Raw genomic sequence first — 17,484 nt, 5'->3', positions numbered from 1 at the left:
TCGCCGGGTGTGTTTTTATAAGAATGACCTGATCAAGCAAACCACTCCTGCCAGCGCAATCACGGTCATGAGCACTTTGCGGAACAGATTCTGATTGATGTGTTTGATCACCGGGAAGGATAGCATGGTCCCGATGAGCGTGGCTGGTGCTCCGTAGATGGCGTAATCGATTACAGTGGGGGTGATCAGTCCGGCCCCGGCTTGTAGTACGCAGGTGAAGGTGGCACGGATTACGAAGAAGACGCCGAGGGTGCCGAGGAATACGCGTGGCTGCCAGCCCACGTAGAGTCCGTAGGCTCCGATGGGAGGCCCGTCAAAGGATATGGCGGTGCCGAGCAGGCTGGCCCCGAATCCGGCGGCACTGCCCCGTGACCATGATTCCGGGTGAGTTTTTTCGACCTTGAAGGTCAGCTGCCAGTATACGTAATAGATGAGCAGCGCACCAACGGCTCCTTGCAGGATGGAGCTGGATACAAAGGTCAGGATATACAGGCCTGCAAAGGCTCCGGGTACGGACCCGACCAATAGCGGCTTGAGCGCGGGCCAGCGGCAATGCCGGAAATGCATGGCTGCAATGGAGCCGTCCATGATTACGTTCAGCAGGCAGGCAAGGGGTACCAACTCCTGCATGGGAATGAACATGGCCGCTGCCGGAACAGCGACCATGGCCCCGCCGATACCGCTGACCCCGGATACAAATCCGCCGATCAGCCAGAGCAGGAATACAAGGGTGTGGGGTGAATCAAACATGGAAATTTTACTTTGCTGGCTTGGTTACTGATTCTTCGCAATGGGCGAGGGATTCATAGCCCAGCGTGCGCATGAGGATTTCGTATCTTTCGCGTACAAGGTTGCCGTGTTTTTCCTGCACGGACTGTGCGTATTTGAGATAGATATCCAAGGTTTTGGGGGAGTATGTCTGCAGTTCGCTGCCGAGATAAATGCAGAAGGACTGGTGTCCGTCAGGGTGCACCGAACGGGGGAACTGGGCGGCAACTTCTTTGCGCCATTCACTTTCCATGGACACGATTTCGGCAATGGCCGGGGAATTGTTTTGTACCGGGATGAGTCCTTCCATTAGAGCGTATTTTTCAGTCATGAGATTGCGCTTATCGGCTGCGGCCTGTTCAAGGTCGGCAAGGTAGGATTCAAGGTATTCATCCGGGAGTACGGAATGGGTCATGTTGCGCATGATGCGGAAAGACTCCGGGCGTTCCTGACAAAGTGAGGTGCCGCCGCGGTTGTTGACTGCAAGGAACATATCCAGTTCCAGCTTGATGATCTGCTCAATTAGTTGGGTCCGTTTATCTTCGGCCATGGGTGTCTCCTTAATGAAAAAAATAACGATCTTCAGGACTGCAAAGGGAATGCCTTTTCAGTGATTTTGAGTGATAAAATTGTGTGCTTTGAGCTATCATCTTGATTTGATTGCTTAAGTCAATGATTCACCTGCTGCGGGTGAGTAATCGGCTCCTTTTTGGAACAGGATGGGAGAATTAAAGTAATTTATAAAAAAATAAAAAAAACTTTCGAAAAATAAAAATATTTAAAAAAGACCTTATTGACATTGGTGATGGTTAAAAAATTTTAATTAGTTATTTCTGAATATTAAGCCGATGGTGAAGAATTTCACGAATTGGCACCCTGTTTGCTTAAAGAGGGCGACGGTTAATGGTAGAGCCGTCAATTCAGGTAGATTGAAAGTGTAAAGATAATCGTTCGCTCTTTGCAAAGGAGAGGAGGGCCATGCCGCTTTAGCGCAGTCATGGCGAAGCGTGTCGGTTCACAAACCGACACACGGCAGCAGGCAGTTGCCGGACTATGTTCGAGGAGGAACAACTGCCGGGGTTTGACACCTTGAGATTCAGGGGATGTCTGCCGTGAACTCATAAAACAAAGAGATAATCTGATGTCACAAGAACAACTGGAATTAGAAAAATCAATGTCGCCCTCACAGGTGTGGGCACTGGCGCTGGGGTCAATCGTAGGTTGGGGATGTTTTGTTCTCCCCGGTGATATGTTTCTTCCGCAGGCCGGTATTCTGGGTACCCTGATCGGCTTCGGTGTCGGCGCATTCCTTATATGCTTTGTAGCAATCAGCTACAGTTACATGATCAAGTACGCCCCTGTTGCAGGTGGCGCGTTTGCATATGCTTATGTCGGCTTTGGACCGTCAGCTGCTTTTGTCTGCGGGTGGGCACTCGTGCTCGGGTACATAGCCATCATCGGCATCGACGTTGCCGCTCTGGCACTGATTTTCCGTTTCCTATTCCCGGGTGTTTTTGAGTTCGGGGCCTTATATTCCATTGCCGGGTGGCAGGTATACACAGGCGAAGTAATTCTTATGACTTTCGCAACCTTGCTTTTCGGTTGGATGAACTACCGTGGTAACAGTTTTGCGGGTAAATTTCAGGTTATGCTGACTTTCCTGCTTACTCTCGGTATTGTTTCCCTGTTCACCGGCTCCGCTTCTCTTGAAACCGCTGAAGTCGGCAACCTGCTCCCGCTTTTTGCCGAGCACCGTTCCATGATTTCTTGTGTACTTATCATTTTTGCAATCTCCCCCTTCCTATTTGCCGGATTTGATACTGTTCCGCAGGCTGCTGAGGAATTTACCTTTGAGCCTTCCTACGCACGTAATATTATGATCATCGCGATTCTGTGCGGTTTCGTTCTTTATGCTCTGGTTACCCTTGCTGTCGGTGTTGCCATCCCTGTTCCTGAAATGCTTGCTAAAATGGATGCCATGCGCGCTGCCGGCGGTACAGCCTGGGCCACAGGTGAAGTTGCAGCCATGGCTTTCGGTAAACTTGGTGCTGTTGTCTTGGCCTGTGCGGTTATGGGTGCTGTGTGTACCGGGATTAACGGTTTTTATATCGCTACTTCCCGTCTGCTGCTGAGTATGTCCCGTGCCGGTATCATGCCTTCCTGGTTTGGTGATATTCACCCCAAATACCGCACACCTCACAAGGCGATTCTGTTCACCATCGCTATTGTTCTGCTGACTCCCTTTGCCGGACGTTCTGTTATCGTCTGGATTGTTGATATGAGTTCTGTTGGTACCGGTATCGGTTACCTGTTCTCCTGCCTAGCAGCACGCCGTGTAATCCTCGGTTCCGCTAACGTTGACCAGCGTTCCCTGAAACTGTTTTGCTGCGGCATGGGTACCCTTGCTTCCGTCCTTTGTATCGTTCTGCTGCTGATCCCCGGTTCTCCGGCTTACATCAGCGAAGCTTCCCGTTGGTGCATGGTTGTATGGGTAGCAATGGGTGTGTTCTTCTACTTCTCAAATAAGAGCGCATGGGACAAACTCCCCGAAGCACAGATGCGTAGAAACGTATTGGGCAGCGATGATATTCCCGTCTTCTACAAAGGTGCAGCTCAGGGTCAGCCCCAGACCGCTTCCGAGTAGTTGATCGAAATTCCCGGCAGGTTTACTGCCGTATCCTATATATTAATAAACCCCGTCAGCAGTGCTGGCGGGGTTTTATTGTTAGCGGAGATATAGTTTTATTGAATACATGTGGTTGCAATCTATTTTGATTACCGATTGGTAGTATTTGAGATGGTGATGTATTTGTAACTCCTTTAAAGGAATGGTCAATCTTAATCAGGAATGGAGTTGCTACATGGAGCCATTGGCGGTCAGGTTCAAACCGGGGCAGGATATCCTGCTCGAACTGGAGCGTATTGCGCAGGAACAGGAGATTGAAGCCGCTTGCGTGCTGACCTGTGTGGGCAGTCTGACCAAGGCGGTTTTACGTTTCGCCAATCAGGGGCAGACCACGGAACTCAACGGACATTTTGAGATCGTCTCCCTGACCGGGGTGCTTTCCCGGCACGGTTCCCATTTTCATATCGCCATTTCCGACGGCGAAGGAAAAACCATCGGCGCACATTTAATGGAGGGCAGCAGGGTCTACACCACCGCTGAAATCGTGCTCGCTGTTTTCCCGGAATACTCTTTCCTAAGAACTTTTGACCCCCAGACCGGATACCCGGAACTGGAAATCAAATCACAAACCAGCAGCAAGGAGTGAGTGGGATGGGTGTTAGCGAACAGATTAAAAAAGATTTCACAACATTTACATGGGTCCTGATCGCCGTGGCAATCGTCATCAATATTGCCGTTGGCCAGCTTGTTTCTTTGCTTAAGCTGCCTATTTTTCTTGATTCCATCGGAACAGTAATGGTGGGTGTGCTGGCCGGACCGTGGGCTGGCGGGCTTGCCGGGCTGATTACCAACCTGATCTGGGGTGTGATTTCATCCCCGGTTGCTGCTGCCTTTGCTCCGGTAGCCATGGTTATCGGTATTGCCGCCGGTGTCTGCGCCCGTATGGGAATGTTCAAGAACTGGTGGACAGCCATTCTTGCCGGCTTGATCATTACTGTTTTCAACTCCGTAGTTGCCGTGCCTATCCGCCTGTACATGTTCGGTGGTATCACCGGAAGCGGTGCTGACTTTGCCATGGCTTACCTGCTGGCATTGGGCCGTGATCTTTTCGGTTCTGTGGTGGTTACCGTGTTCACCACTAATGTTATCGACAAGGTCGTCACAGCCGTGCTGGTCTGGGGAATTGTGAAGAGTCTTCCTGAAAGGGCTGCTGCTCGTTTCCCTGCGCTGGCGAAGGCATAAAGGAAAAGTTTTTGTCGACTGAAAGTACTTCCCTTTTCAATGCGGGAAAATCATGTATCCATTCTGTCCACCCCCTGAGCAAGCTTGCATTTGTGCTGTTCACGGGGGTGGCGGTTTATTGTGCTCCGGGCGGGCCTTGGCCTGATGCGGCTTTGCTGTTTTTGAATGTGGTACTGGCTCTTGTCGCCGGGGTTGCAGGGCGGGTCTGGAAGTTCCTTTGGCGTACCCTACTGCCTATTGCCCTGTTCATGATTCCTATTCATGGTTTGCTCTATCCCGGTAACAGCAGCGTTCTTTTTTCATATCAGGGTATATCTCTCTATGCGGAAGGGTTGTTCTTTGCCGCAACTATTCTGCTGCAATTGGCGACAGTGCTGACTGTCTCCCTGATCTTCGTGTTTACAACTGATCCCGCGGATCTGATTACTTCCCTGATTCAATCCGGCATGCCTTCATCGCTGGCTTATGTCTGCGGCAGTCCTTTGCTTATGCTTCCGGCCATGCGGGCACGGGTGAAGACTATTCAGGATGCGCAAAGGGCGCGGGGACTTGATTCCGAAGGAAGTTTTTTAAACAGGGCGCGTTCCATTGCTCCTTTGATTTCTCCCCTGATTCTGGGGGCCTTTGCTGAGATTGAGCAGCGGGCCATTGCCCTTGAATTGCGTGGATTCAGCTCAAAAGGTAAACGGACTTCCATGCGAGTTGTTGAGGATTCTTTCTCACAGCGATTTTGCAGGCGCTTGATGTTGCTGATCTGCTTGTTCCTCCTGCTCTACAAAACATTGTTGTATCACTATGTCCCTTATTGAGATCGAAAAATTTTCATACAGTTACACTCCGTCATCTCGTCCAGTTCTGAGTAATCTGGATTTGGAGATTGAAGCAGGGGAATTTGTGGCCCTGATCGGGGTCAATAACAGCGGCAAGTCCACGCTTTGCAATGCGTTTTGCGGTGCTGTCCCCCAGCTTTATCATGGCAAGATGGATGGTAATGTTCGGGTTTGCGCAAAAGATATCGCAGAAGTTCCGCTGGCTGAACTGTCCGAATCTGTGGCCTTGGTCATGCAGCATCCTGAACGGCAGCTTTCCGGTATCCGTTTCACCGTTGCTGAAGAAGTGGGCTTCAGCCTAGAGAACCGAGGTGTGGAACGTGATGAGATTTTACAGCGGGTTGATGAAGCATTGTCTTTGACTGGACTTTCAGATCTGGCAGAGCGTTCTCCGCATCATCTTTCCGGCGGGCAATTGCAGAAAGTGGCCCTTGCCTCGGCTCTGGCCTGCGATACTCCCGTACTGGTTCTTGATGAACCTACTACTTTTCTTGACCCCTTGGCGGCCAAGCAGGTTTTTGAAATTCTGTATGAGCTGCGTAGTAAAGGGAAAACCATTGTGCTTGCAGAACAGCGAGTGGAGAGTCTCGCTTTATATGCCGACCGGGTCATAGCCCTGCATGAAGGTAGGGTGGTTTTGGATGGGCCGCCTGCCGAAGTCCTTGTTTCGCCGTTGCTAAAGGAGATTGGGTTGGACTGGACCCGGTTCAGCAAGATTGCCGAACTGGCTCGGAGCCGTGGCCGCTGGGCTGAAGAACGGGCGCTGGCAACGACCTTCGGTGAAGTTGTTGAAGGGTTGGAGGTTCGTAATGGCAATTGAGGTAACAAATCTGTGTTTCAACTACGAGTCCGGGGTTGAAGCCCTTAAAGATGTTTCGCTGACCCTGAATCAGGGCGAGATTGTAGCTCTGCTGGGGCACAATGGCTCCGGTAAAAGCACATTGGTACGCCATTTCAACGGACTGCTGCATCCATCAAGCGGTTGTGTGAAAGTGAATGGCATTTCAACTGCTGATGAGAAAGTTTCACGGCTGGCCGGAATGGTCGCCATGCTATTTCAAAATCCTGATGATCAGATTTGCAAGGCAAACGTCTGGGATGAAATAACTTTCGGGCCGATAAATATTGGCTATGCCCCTGAACGAATCCAAAAGCTGGGCGAGAAATTTCTGAGTTCGCTGGGCTTGCTGGAAATGAAAGATTGCAATCCGCATGATCTTGGTTTCAGCGAACGCAAACGTTTGGTCATGGGCTCGGTACTGGCAATGGATACGGACATAGTGGTTTTCGATGAGCCAACAGCCGGACTTGATCAGCGTGAAATAGCTATGCTTGAGGCTGAACTTTCAAAGCTCAGGGATGCAGGTCGGACAGTGGTTATTATCAGCCATGATATGGATTTTGTGGCTGAAAATTGTACCCGGGCTATATGCCTTGAGAATGGCGTAAAGCAGTTTGACGGAAAGGTCGCGGAATTGTTTATGAATAGTGAGTTGCTTGAGCGCTGTGGGCTGTTGCCGCCTCAGGTGGTTCAATTGAGTAATCATTATGGCGTGCAGCTGGATGAAATTACCCCGCAGGGTTTTATGAAAAAAATCCCTCTTGCTCCTTAAGTGCAAGAGGGATTTTCTTTGGAATACTTTTGAGTGCGTAGGGTTAGCTGGCGCGTTTTGCCAGCGATTCTTCGCAATGGGTAAGGGAATTGTAGCCCAGTTTGCGCATGAGCACTTCATATCTGTCACGGACAAGATTGCCCTGCTTCTGCTGAACTTCCTTTGCGTGGGCAAGGTAGATATTCAGACTTGCCGGGGAGTAGGTCTGCAATTCGCCCTTGAGGTAGATGCGGAAACGTTCGTGCCCTTCCGGGTGGACGGATAAGGGGAATTGTGCAGCAACCTCTTTGCGCCATTCGCATTCCATTTTCACAATCTCAGCGATCGCAGGAGATGAGTTCAAGGTCGGGATCAGTCCTTCCATGAGAGCATATTTTTCAGTCATCAGGTTGCGTTGATCGCTTTCAGCCTGAATCAAGTCGCCTTTATATGATTTGAGAAATTTTTCAGGAAGTACGGAGTGAGTCATGAAACGCATGGTGCGGAAGGACTCCGGACTTTCCTGGCAGTTTGCCTTACCACCCCGGTTGTTTACCGCCAGAAACATTTTCAGTTCAAGCTCAATGATCTCCTCGATGAGCTCTTGGCGCTGTGATTCAGTCATGTATATCTCCTTTCTATGAAGTTTTGTTTTTGTTCATCATCGTAAATCATGAGTTAAAGTCAAGTATTGTTAATTAGTCCCCAAGCTGTTTGAGTCTTGCCAAGCATCATGCCCCTTGTGTAAAAAGCGCTCATGACACCTGCAATTAATATAGCCAAGAAAAAGAAGATAAAGTTTAAAGTCCACGAATATGAACATGATCCTTCTGCCGAGGCTTACGGCAAGGAAGCTGCGGAAAAGCTGGGCGTTGACCCGGAGCGGGTCTTCAAGACCTTAGTCGCCGGAAGCGGAAAAGATCTCTTTGTAGCTGTGGTTCCGGTTATGAAAATGCTGGACCTTAAGTCTCTGGCCAAGGCCGTTAAGGTCAAGAAGATCGCTATGGCCGACGTAAAGCTGGTTGAACGTACGACCGGATATGTGGTCGGCGGGGTAAGTCCTTTGGGCCAGAAAAAACTTTTGCCCACGGTAATTGATTCATCAGCAGAAGGTTTTGAAACCATCTACGTCAGTGGCGGCAAGCGCGGTTTGGACATCGAGCTGAGCCCGCAGGATCTTGCTGGTTTACTGCGCGGTTCATTTGCCGAGATAGCACGATAGAATTCTGGTATATCGCCACTTTTCATGAAAAGTGGTGATTACCTATTAAGATAAATAACTTATTTGCATCAGTACTGCAGCCATCCCGTCGCCGACATTTTTGTATTCATGTGGGCAGTTGGCCTGAAATTGCAGGAACTGGTCTTCATTGACCACCATTTCCTTTCCATCCACAGTGACTTGCAGGGTTCCCTGCTTCACAAAGATATATTCGTAAACATTCCCCTCATGCGGCTCGCCGTAAAAAGTCGTTTCCGGGTCGATTTCTACATAGTATGTTTCAAAAGACCGCTCCGGTTCAAAGGGGATGATCGGGTAGAGCCGGTAATGGTTCTTTTCTCCGGTTAAAGGCTCTTCATCCTTGAAGCCACGTACTTCAGCCTCTACTGCCGGCTTGCGCAGCAGGGTGGTGAAGGAAATTTTCAGCCCGTTGGCTATCTTCCATATGGTGGCAATGGTCGGGCTGGACTTGCCGTTTTCAATCTGGCGCAGCATGGATTTGCTGACACCAGTCCTTTGGGAAAGCTGATCAAGGCTGAGTTTTCGGCTTTCGCGTAGGATCTTCAGGTTATGGGCCACAATATCAATGTCTTGATTCATATAACGCACCTATTGACAGTATATTGCACAGTGTTCACTATAGCACTCAAACGCGCGTAAAATTGTATATGTTTCAGCAATATTTTCAAGAGGTGTTCTTATGTCTATAGAATTAATGCCTTTTTTGTCATTTATGTTCATCACAACCTATACTCCGGGGCCCAATAATATCTCCAGTGCCTCCATGGGTATACTGTATGGTTACCGGAAGACCCTTGGGTATCTGGTGGGTATTTCCACGGGCTTTTTTCTGGTCATGATGCTTTGTGCTTTTCTTTCTCATTCCCTGCTCATGGTCCTTCCGCAGGCAGAAAGTTACCTGCGTTGGGTAGGGGCGGCTTATATCCTCTGGCTGGCATGGTCAATTTTACGGTCCGGCGCGGCAAAGGCTGATACTAAGGAAGATCCGCAGGCATTTGCCAAGGGATTTGCTCTACAGTTATTTAATCCCAAGGTGGCGGTCTACGGGCTGACCATTTATTCTACTTTTTTAGCCTCCATTGTTGGGCGCATAGATTATCTGGCTTTGTCCGCCATGATTTTGGCCTTGAATACCTTCATGGCCATATCAACATGGGCCATGTTCGGTGCGGCTATTCGCAGCAGGCTTGAAAATGAAACTTTCCGCAAGGTTGTTAATGCTGTTCTGGCGGCAATGCTTGTTTATACGGCTATCTCCCTGTTAGGTGTTGTTTAAGGGGTATTTAACTGGAGAGTAATTTAAAAGAATCTGGCCTGACTCCCGTAGAAGATGTATTTTAAATACATTAAACCTTAATACGGGAGAGGGCATGAAAAGATTTGTTCTTAGCGTACTGTTTGTCCTGTTCAGTTCTTCAGTCTTCGCCGACAGCTTTCCGGCATACAGTAATCTTAGTCCGGCAATGCGCGCATGCATAAGTAAAAAAGCAGGCCGGGATGTTCTTGCAAAGCTGGAGAGTGGACTTGATCCCGGAGATAGTTCCGGAGCCGTAAAGGCAGACAAATTCTATGCCCATTGCCTGCTCAAATTGAATGAAAAGCTGCCTGAAGAAGTCGGTTTTTACGCGGGCCCATACTTCGATGCCATGAGCCAGATAGATGAAAAAGTGCGCATGGGCAGGGCCATTGAAAGAGTGCGTGAAGCTGGTGTGGATAAGCTGGCTCTTTTTGCCCGCAGCAGAAAGAAGCTGGGCCAGAATGAGCGTGCTGTGTTGCGCCTAGCGGCCGACAATAATGATCTGATCATTCTCGGCGCACCCAAATATTTTCGCCACAAAAAAGACATAGGCAATAGTTATTCCTCGGCCATGCTTAAGGGCATAGAAAAACACGGATATAAATTTGTGGGCGAGATCCTCTACACCCACGGGGACAAAAAGTCAGGTGCCAGCTATGCCTCCGGTGAGCGTTATACCGATCCTTCGTTGCCGGGTACGGACCGCTTCTTATCTCGACTGGAGGAAAAGAACATACCACTCATGACCCATTTCGAGGTCTACGCTCCAGATAGGGATTTTCACCGTTTTCATGATTTGTATGAGCGCTGGCCGGGTCAGATATTCATCATACCGCATATGGCTTTCGGCTCACCGCAGCAGGTGGATGAATTTTTAAGTCGTCATGACAACGTGTATATGACCATGTCCAAAAAAGCGGTCAAAATGGACAATTTCCGTGACTCTGACAAACTGGCTATGACCGGATCGGCTATGCTTGTGGGATTGTCCCTTAAGCCGGAATGGCTTGAAATCCTGATCAAACATCAGGACCGCATACTTGCCGCTACTGACGCACATATGAAAAAGCTCTGGTCGGAGTATCCGACTCATGTATTTTTAAGCCGAGTTGTCTTGGGACAGTTGCCCAAGGAGGTAGCGCAGAAGATTGCTTATAAGAATGCTGAACGGGTTTATGGTGTGAAAATTCAATAGTTCCTAAGAAGTGTGGCTCCGGCAGCTATATTTATGTCTGTTGTTTAAAGATATTAAGCTGGACTCCAGCTTAACAGGCCCGTGCGAAATTTTTCGAGCGGGTCTTTTTTTTGCGGTTAGTTTGTTTTGCAAATTGTTTGACACTCAAGTTAAATTAGGCGTAGGTAGTTTGAAAGATATTTAATTTGATAGTCAAACTATATGGAGTTCAAAATGGATTTTGATTCAATCTTTCTGGTTGCCATGCAATCCAGCCTGTTTCTGGGGCTCATTCACGGAATTAACCCTTGCGGTCATTCATGGTTGGTGCTGGCTCCCTTTGTCTACGGTGAGAAGAACGGTAAGCGGGTTTTTTCTTTGACTACAGCATTTTTCTCGGGGACTGCATTGGCCTGCCTGATTATCGGGTTGACCCTAGGCTCGATTTCCCTGACTATTCCCCAGTCTTTGACACATGTGGTGGATATGGTCACGATCGGTATTCTGGTGCTGCTGGGCGGGATATTGATGCTCAAGCCGGAGATTCTGCACAGTCACGACCACGAGCAGGTACATGTGCATGAGCATCATGACCATACGCATCATACCCATGACCACGGGCATAGTTGTTCGTGCACTAGTCATTCCGGAGTAGCGTTAGGCAATATTACCGCGTGGGGGTTGTTTTCCATCGGTTTTGTGAACATGATTGTGCCTTGCCCCACAGTGGCGATCATGTATAAATATGCCCTTGATTCCGGCAGTGTTTTCAAGGGAAGTGCGGTTTTTGCCAGCTATGCTTTGGGGACTGGTGTTGCCCTTGCGACAGTGATTTATGCTATTTACCGGGCGGCATCATTTGTGCGTACCCTTGAGCAGGATTGGGTGGAGCCGCTGGTCATGCGCACTGCCGGAGTTATGACTATAGGTTTCGCAATATACAGCTATACGAATTTATAAAGTGGAGGTCCTTGTGCTGGAAAAGCTCAATCATGCCATAATTGAGTTTTATGAAAAACTATCATCATGGGAACATGACGTGGTGCGGGAGAAGGGATTGACCCTGCCCCAGATGCATACCTTAGAAGTATTGGGCATCCATAAAGATATGCGCATGAAAGAGCTGGCTCAGTGCATGGGCATCACCACCGGGACCCTGACTGTTTTGGTTGACCGACTTGAAGATAAGGGCTTTGTCTGCCGTAAGCCGCACCAGACCGACCGCCGTTCAATTCTTGTGGAACTGACTGAAACCGGTCAGAAAATGTACGAAGAGCATGATCGTTTACATTTGCGCTTAATCGAGGAGTTAACTGCTGATTTTTCCGCTGAGGAGCGTGATTTACTGCTGTCTTTCATTAAGAAAATGAATGGGGCCTTTTAATGTTCATTAAACTAAGATGCTAATATCGTTATGAACAAACAACGAACATCTGTGGAAAACTTTTGTTTCTAATTATGACCCCCGCAATCACTGAGATTGCGGGGGTTTTTATTAAAAATACCCGTATTTTAATTTTAATACCCGATTTTAGTTGAAAAGCGTTCTCATTTTCATTATTCCTGCTGAAGTTGTTTTGAGCAATGTCAATTATATTTACTGTATGAAAATGAGAGTCATTTTCTAATACAGGGGAGTTGGAAAATGAAATATACATTTAAGTTGTCACATAAAATTGTAGCAGGAATGCTGGTCTTTCTGCTTTGCGCATTGTGTCTGGCCGCTGTTTCCATTTTTACGCTGCGGGAATTGACCGAGAAAATGGAAGCCCGCAATAGCCTTGATGAGATAATCAGCATTGGCGTTGAGGCCCAGTCTGAAGCTCTTGACTGGCTGACTCACCGCGAAGAACTTTCCATGAAAGAGGGGGGGGCAGAACCTGAAGTCCTGCAAAATTATACCAAGATGACCCGGAGCATGAATGAAAGGTTGGATACTGTTGCTAGGTCCGGTATCGATGCGGAGATGATCGGCTCCTTGAGTGCGTTGAAAAGCTCGTTTAACAGTTTTGACCGTGGGTTTAGTAAGTTTCAGGGACAATTCAATGATGGGGTTGGGCATGTAAAAAGGTTGCGCGAAATTTCGGTAGAAATTCTTGGGCAGGCCCTTTCATTACAGAAGAGTATTGCCCGCACGGCAAGGAAACGGACTAAAAAGGTAAGCGCTCTTCAGGAACAGGCTCTTACCCCGCAGGCAGGTCAGGATAACGCTGAGCTTGCCCGTACCTTTGCTGACTCCATCGACGGTCTGAACGATCTGACAGCCAAACGGCAGGCGGCAGCTATCCTGCTCAACAAACCGCTCGGCTTTCAGGAAATGGCGAAAGACTTCATTCTTTATAAAGATGCAGCCAGTGGATCAGGGCTGATCGTTGATATTGAAAAATTGATGGGTATCGACCCAGATTCAAGTATGGGAGCCTCATATCCCCAGTTTGCGCCCCTGTTTGCCAAAGGACGCGAGGCCAAGCTGTTCAAGAAAATAGTTGCCTTGACCGGGGAGTATCTGGACGTTTTTAAAGCTTATTACAATACCAGTCTTGAGATGAAGAAATCCATGCAATCCATGGAAGAAGCTCGTGAAAAGCTCATGGAGCTGGAATCTTCTATTCGTGCGGAACAGGTTGAAAGCTACAACCTGCTTCAGCAACGGGCTGTCTATGTCGTTACCGTATTGGGCGGTGTTGTGGTCTTGATCGGCCTGCTGCTTATCGTGCTCAGCCGGGTGATGATCATCAAACCGCTGCGTAGGATTGTCGGTGAGATTTCGATGACCAGCCGTAATCTTGCTGCCGGGGAAGGTGATCTAACCCATCGTATTGAACAGAGTGGTAATGGTGAATTGGGTGATCTTGCCGGAGCATATAACGGGCTCATGCATGTTATTGAAGAAGACAAGAAAACGGTTGAACAGGCTACCGCTGTAGCAGAGCGTGAGGCAATGTCCGCACGTGAGGCTCTTGCCGGATTGAGTGAGGCCCAAAAAGAAGCAGAAGATGCGCGTCGGCAGGGTGTCCTCGATGTGGTTCGCAATTTAGAGCAGATAGTTTACGGGCTTTCAAACGCATCTGAGCACATCAGCACTAATGTTGAGGATTCGAGTCAGCGTGCACGAGAGCAGCAGGGTAGTCTCTCTGAATCCACCTCGGCCCTTGATCAGATGACCCACTCTATTCAGGATGTGGCCCGCAGTTGCTCCGATGCTGTTGTCGGCGCCGGAGAAGCTATGGAGACTGCCAACAAAGGGGCGGTCATGACTGGTAAGGCCATCAATTCCATCTTCAGCGTTAAGGAGCAGAGTGAGCAGCTTAAGGAAAGTCTTAACGATATGAATGTACGGGTTGAGGATATCGGAAGGATTATGTCTGTGGTCAGCGATATTGCCGACCAGACCAACCTGCTGGCCTTGAACGCTGCAATTGAGGCTGCTCGTGCCGGGGAGGCCGGACGCGGCTTTGCTGTGGTTGCTGATGAAGTGCGCAAGCTGGCCGAGAAGACCATGGATGCCACTCGCGACGTTACCCTCGTGGTAGAAGCCATTCAGGAAAGTTCGCGTACCAATGTGCAGTCCATGGAAGAGGCTGCTCAGTCCGTTTTGGACAGCACCCGACTTGCTGAACAGGCCGGGGAAGCGCTTGAGGAAATTGTCACGCTTGTGGGCGGAGTGACCGGGCAGGTTCAGAATATTTCTGCTGCCGCTGAAGAGCAGTCAGTTTCTTCTGATCAGATTAACTCCTCATCCAAGAGTATTAATCAGATGGCGCTGATGACCACCAAGTCCATGGATAAAACCCGTGAGTCAGCTGAGGACCTTTCCGGACTGGCTGCTGAGCTTCGGTCCCTTATCGATGGTTTGCGTGATGAATGCCATGTTTCTTAATTTTTAAATCAAATGAAGCCTGCTGTTGTTTGCAGGTGAAAAAATATTTCAGCCGGACAAAATTGTCCGGCTGAAATTGTGTGAAAATTGATAGAAGATTTTGTCTCTAAATCAAGAGTTTAAGTGGTTTTGAACATGCTATGAACAACTGTGGAAAACTGCTGTTCCACAAGAGTTATGCCAGATGGCTCTAAGGCTGAAAGGTCATTAGCCAAGAAAAAGTCTAGAGAGTCTTGACCGAATTTATCAGTCTGTTAGACTGCCCTCAGTCGTCAGCACTTCAGGAATCCATTTCTGCTTTCTGAGCATTTGAAATGGGTAAGTCGGGAACCCGGTTTGAATCCGGGGCGGTCCTGCCGCTGTCAGGGAAGCATTTTGTGTGACCCCGAGCCAGCACCCCGGCCTGAAGCATGCCTGCCCAGTGTTCGTCCTTTACGTTTTACGGACACCACACCTTCCGGGCAGGTCGGTTCAAACTGACCGGAATATTTTGTTTCTGACATTTTTTCCGGTTTCAAAAGTCCTGCGGGATGCGCCTACCGGGCCCCCTGCGCCAAAATGCCACACCACCATAAGACACGGTTCAGCCGTGGGCTTGCAATCTGGGGAGGTTGCTTCCTTTTCTGCGTCCTTTTTACGGCGCGGGCGGTGATGTGTGCGGACAAATTTTTAATCAGGTAACTAAATGCCCAAACAAATTCTTAAACGTGACGGATGTCTCGAGTCCTGGTCTACTGAGCGGATCTCAGAAGCAATTTTTAAAGCTTTGAAAGCAAGTGGTATTAAAGATCCTCTGCTGAGTAAGCGTCTTGGCCGCAAGGTTGAGCAGAAGCTTATCGATGTTGATGTTCCCGAACAGGAAATGGTTCAGGACATGGTTCAGCTCGTGCTCATGGAGAACCGTCTTTACTCTGTTGCTGAACGCTACATTATCTACCGTGAAAAACGTCGCGAATTGCGTCGTCAGGATGAAACTTACCTTGATATCGCCGGAACCATTGAAAGTTACCTTGACCGTTCCGACTGGCGCGTAAATGAAAACTCCAACATGGGCCATTCCTTTCAGGGGTTGATGCTGCACATGTCCGGAGCAGTTCAGGCCCGTTACTGCCTTGAAAAGTATCCCGAAGAAATCAGGCTGGCTCACGAGCACGGCTATTTCCATATTCATGACCTTTCTTTCGGCCTTGCCGGGTACTGCGCCGGTTGGTCCCTGCGCGACCTGCTGCTGGACGGTTTCGGCCTTAAAGGCCGTTGTTCCTCCGGTCCGGCAAAGCACTTTGATTCCATCACCGGACAGATGGTCAACTTTCTCGGCACCCTGCAGAACGAGTGGGCCGGTGCACAGGCTTTCAACAACGTTGATACCTACCTCGCACCTTTCATCCGCTACGACGGTCTGGACTACGACCGCGTAAAGCAGATCGTGCAGAAGCTGATCTTCAACCTGAACACCACCTCCCGTTGGGGCGGCCAGAGTCCGTTCACCAACTTCACCTTTGATATGGTTCCACCTAAGCATATTGCTAACGAGCCTGTTATCATCGGTGGTGAATTTCAGGATACCACTTACGGTGAGTACGAAGAGGAAATGGAGATGATCAACCGCGCCTTTGTTGAAGTCATGCTTGAAGGTGACTCCGACGGCCGTATCTTCTCTTTCCCCATCCCAACTTACAACGTTACCCCGGATTTTCCGTGGGAAAGCGAAGTGGGCGAGCTGCTCCTGCAGATGACCGCCAAATACGGCGCTCCCTATTTCCAGAACTTCATCAACTCCGACCTCAACCCCGAGGACGTTCGTTCCATGTGCTGCCGTCTGCAGATGGACCTGCGTGAGATCCGCAAGAAAACCGGTGGCCTGTTCGGCGCCGGCGACCTGACCGGTTCCATCGGTGTTGTTACCCTGAACCTGCCCAAGCTGGCTTACCTTGCACAGGGTGAGGAAGATTTCCTCGACCTGATCACCGAGTACGCCACTCAGGCCAAGGACTCCCTCGAGTACAAGCGCAAGCTGGTTTCCGCTAATTTCGAAAACGGCATGTTCCCCTTCTCCCAGCGTTACTTGAAGAATGGTTTCAAAGGCCATTTCTCCACCATCGGCCTGATCGGTGGTAACGAAGCCTGCCACAACCTGCTTGGTAAAGGTATCGATACCCCCTCCGGCTCACGTCTCATGCAGAGGGTTTTGCACCACCTGCGTGATCTGACCGTACAGTTCCAGGAAGAAACCGGAAACCTCTTCAACCTTGAAGCTACTCCGGGCGAAGGAACCTGCTACCGTCTGGCCAAGATCGACAAGAACCTTTATGCCGATATCTACACCTCCGGTGAAGGTACTCCGTACTACACCAACTCTACCCTGCTGCCTGTCGGCTCTACTGAGGACGTTGTCTACGCCCTTGAGCATCAGAATGACCTGCAGACCCTGTACAACGGGGGAACAGTGTTCCACTCCTTCCTTGGTGAAGCAGTTCCGGATACCACCGCGCTGAAGAACTTTATCATCAAGGCCATGACCAACACCAAGATTCCTTATATCTCGGTAACCCCGACTTTCTCTGTTTGCGAAGATCATGGTTACCTTTACGGCGAGCACTTCGAATGCCCTGAATGCGGTAAAGACGCCGAAGTTTACACACGTATCGTCGGTTACTACCGTCCGGTTAACCGCTGGAACAAGGGTAAGCAGGAAGAATACCGCGAAAGGACTGAGTACAGCTACAATTCATGCGCATGCTAGGATTGGTTCGGTTCAGGTATACAGACTGAAATATCAAGTCCGGGGAAGTAGCTTCTCCGGGCTTTTTACTACGCACCATTTATATTGTT

17 protein-coding genes and 1 riboswitch are annotated in these 17,484 nt (G+C 49.3%); of the genes, 13 read left to right on the top strand and 4 right to left on the bottom strand.

All coding sequences use genetic code 11. The annotated features are described in order from the left end of the window. Positions 1–15 precede the first annotated feature (15 nt). Entirely contained in the window at positions 16–750 is a 735-nt protein-coding gene (locus ACO05Z_RS18265) for a sulfite exporter TauE/SafE family protein (protein ID WP_421903614.1), read from the bottom strand. Positions 751–757: 7 nt separating this feature from the next. Beyond that, entirely contained in the window at positions 758–1,318 is a 561-nt protein-coding gene (locus tag ACO05Z_RS18260) for a DUF4125 family protein (protein ID WP_421903612.1), read from the bottom strand. Between the two features lie 591 nt (positions 1,319–1,909). On the opposite strand from ACO05Z_RS18260, the gene ACO05Z_RS18255 reads away from it, so the two are divergent. From ACO05Z_RS18255 to ACO05Z_RS18230, 6 genes are all read left to right on the top strand, one after another. Then, positions 1,910–3,412: an APC family permease gene (locus tag ACO05Z_RS18255; RefSeq protein WP_421903611.1), complete on the top strand. Its 1,503-nt coding sequence runs from the start codon at positions 1,910–1,912 to the stop codon at positions 3,410–3,412. 217 nt (positions 3,413–3,629) lie between these two features. After that, entirely contained in the window at positions 3,630–4,040 is a 411-nt protein-coding gene (locus ACO05Z_RS18250) for a PPC domain-containing DNA-binding protein (protein ID WP_421903610.1), read from the top strand. 5 nt (positions 4,041–4,045) lie between these two features. After that, positions 4,046–4,636 (top strand): ECF transporter S component, encoded by a 591-nt coding sequence (locus ACO05Z_RS18245; protein WP_421903609.1) that lies wholly within the window; start codon positions 4,046–4,048, stop codon positions 4,634–4,636. Positions 4,637–4,647: 11 nt separating this feature from the next. Then, positions 4,648–5,445, top strand: a complete 798-nt coding sequence (locus ACO05Z_RS18240; protein ID WP_421903608.1) for an energy-coupling factor transporter transmembrane component T family protein — start codon at positions 4,648–4,650, stop codon at positions 5,443–5,445. Further along, on the top strand, positions 5,432–6,286 hold the full coding sequence (locus ACO05Z_RS18235) for an energy-coupling factor ABC transporter ATP-binding protein (protein WP_421903607.1): 855 nt from the start codon (positions 5,432–5,434) through the stop codon (positions 6,284–6,286). The genes ACO05Z_RS18240 and ACO05Z_RS18235 overlap by 14 nt, the downstream gene beginning before the upstream one ends. Beyond that, positions 6,276–7,079, top strand: coding sequence for an energy-coupling factor ABC transporter ATP-binding protein (locus tag ACO05Z_RS18230; RefSeq protein ID WP_421903606.1), 804 nt, complete (start codon positions 6,276–6,278; stop codon positions 7,077–7,079). The genes ACO05Z_RS18235 and ACO05Z_RS18230 overlap by 11 nt, the downstream gene beginning before the upstream one ends. A 43-nt stretch (positions 7,080–7,122) precedes the next feature. Here the strand turns inward: ACO05Z_RS18230 and ACO05Z_RS18225 are convergent, their stop codons facing one another. After that, the gene (locus ACO05Z_RS18225; protein ID WP_421903604.1) at positions 7,123–7,683 is read right to left on the bottom strand and encodes a DUF4125 family protein; all 561 of its coding nucleotides are present in this window, start codon (positions 7,681–7,683) and stop codon (positions 7,123–7,125) included. Between the two features lie 132 nt (positions 7,684–7,815). Between ACO05Z_RS18225 and ybaK the strand changes: the two genes are divergently transcribed. Next, entirely contained in the window at positions 7,816–8,280 is a 465-nt protein-coding gene (ybaK, locus tag ACO05Z_RS18220) for a Cys-tRNA(Pro) deacylase (RefSeq protein WP_421903603.1), read from the top strand. Between the two features lie 45 nt (positions 8,281–8,325). On the opposite strand, the gene ACO05Z_RS18215 is transcribed toward ybaK, so the two are convergent. Then, a complete protein-coding gene (locus ACO05Z_RS18215) occupies positions 8,326–8,880 on the bottom strand; it encodes a helix-turn-helix domain-containing protein (protein WP_421903602.1) in 555 nt (184 codons plus the stop codon). 100 nt (positions 8,881–8,980) lie between these two features. On the opposite strand from ACO05Z_RS18215, the gene ACO05Z_RS18210 reads away from it, so the two are divergent. From ACO05Z_RS18210 to ACO05Z_RS18185, 6 genes are all read left to right on the top strand, one after another. Continuing rightward, positions 8,981–9,577 carry a LysE family transporter gene (locus ACO05Z_RS18210; RefSeq protein ID WP_421903601.1) on the top strand — a complete coding sequence of 199 codons (597 nt, stop codon included), beginning with the start codon at positions 8,981–8,983 and terminating at the stop codon, positions 9,575–9,577. A gap of 94 nt (positions 9,578–9,671) precedes the next feature. Further along, on the top strand, positions 9,672–10,793 hold the full coding sequence (locus tag ACO05Z_RS18205; RefSeq protein WP_421903600.1) for an amidohydrolase family protein: 1,122 nt from the start codon (positions 9,672–9,674) through the stop codon (positions 10,791–10,793). Positions 10,794–11,006: 213 nt separating this feature from the next. Beyond that, positions 11,007–11,732 (top strand): sulfite exporter TauE/SafE family protein, encoded by a 726-nt coding sequence (locus ACO05Z_RS18200; RefSeq protein WP_421903599.1) that lies wholly within the window; start codon positions 11,007–11,009, stop codon positions 11,730–11,732. 13 nt (positions 11,733–11,745) lie between these two features. Next, complete coding sequence (locus tag ACO05Z_RS18195; protein WP_421903598.1) at positions 11,746–12,156, top strand: MarR family winged helix-turn-helix transcriptional regulator; 411 nt, start codon at positions 11,746–11,748, stop codon at positions 12,154–12,156. Positions 12,157–12,417: 261 nt separating this feature from the next. Beyond that, positions 12,418–14,652: a methyl-accepting chemotaxis protein gene (locus ACO05Z_RS18190; protein ID WP_421903597.1), complete on the top strand. Its 2,235-nt coding sequence runs from the start codon at positions 12,418–12,420 to the stop codon at positions 14,650–14,652. Positions 14,653–14,922: 270 nt separating this feature from the next. Beyond that, positions 14,923–15,073, top strand: a riboswitch (cobalamin riboswitch). Positions 15,074–15,337: 264 nt separating this feature from the next. Then, positions 15,338–17,395, top strand: coding sequence for a ribonucleoside triphosphate reductase (locus ACO05Z_RS18185; protein ID WP_421903596.1), 2,058 nt, complete (start codon positions 15,338–15,340; stop codon positions 17,393–17,395). The last annotated feature ends 89 nt before the right edge of the window (positions 17,396–17,484 follow it).

Origin of the sequence: Maridesulfovibrio sp. (assembly GCF_965230075.1) — a bacterium.
In the GTDB taxonomy this organism is placed as follows: domain Bacteria; phylum Desulfobacterota; class Desulfovibrionia; order Desulfovibrionales; family Desulfovibrionaceae; genus Maridesulfovibrio.
This window is presented reverse-complemented; position numbering and strand designations above follow the sequence as displayed.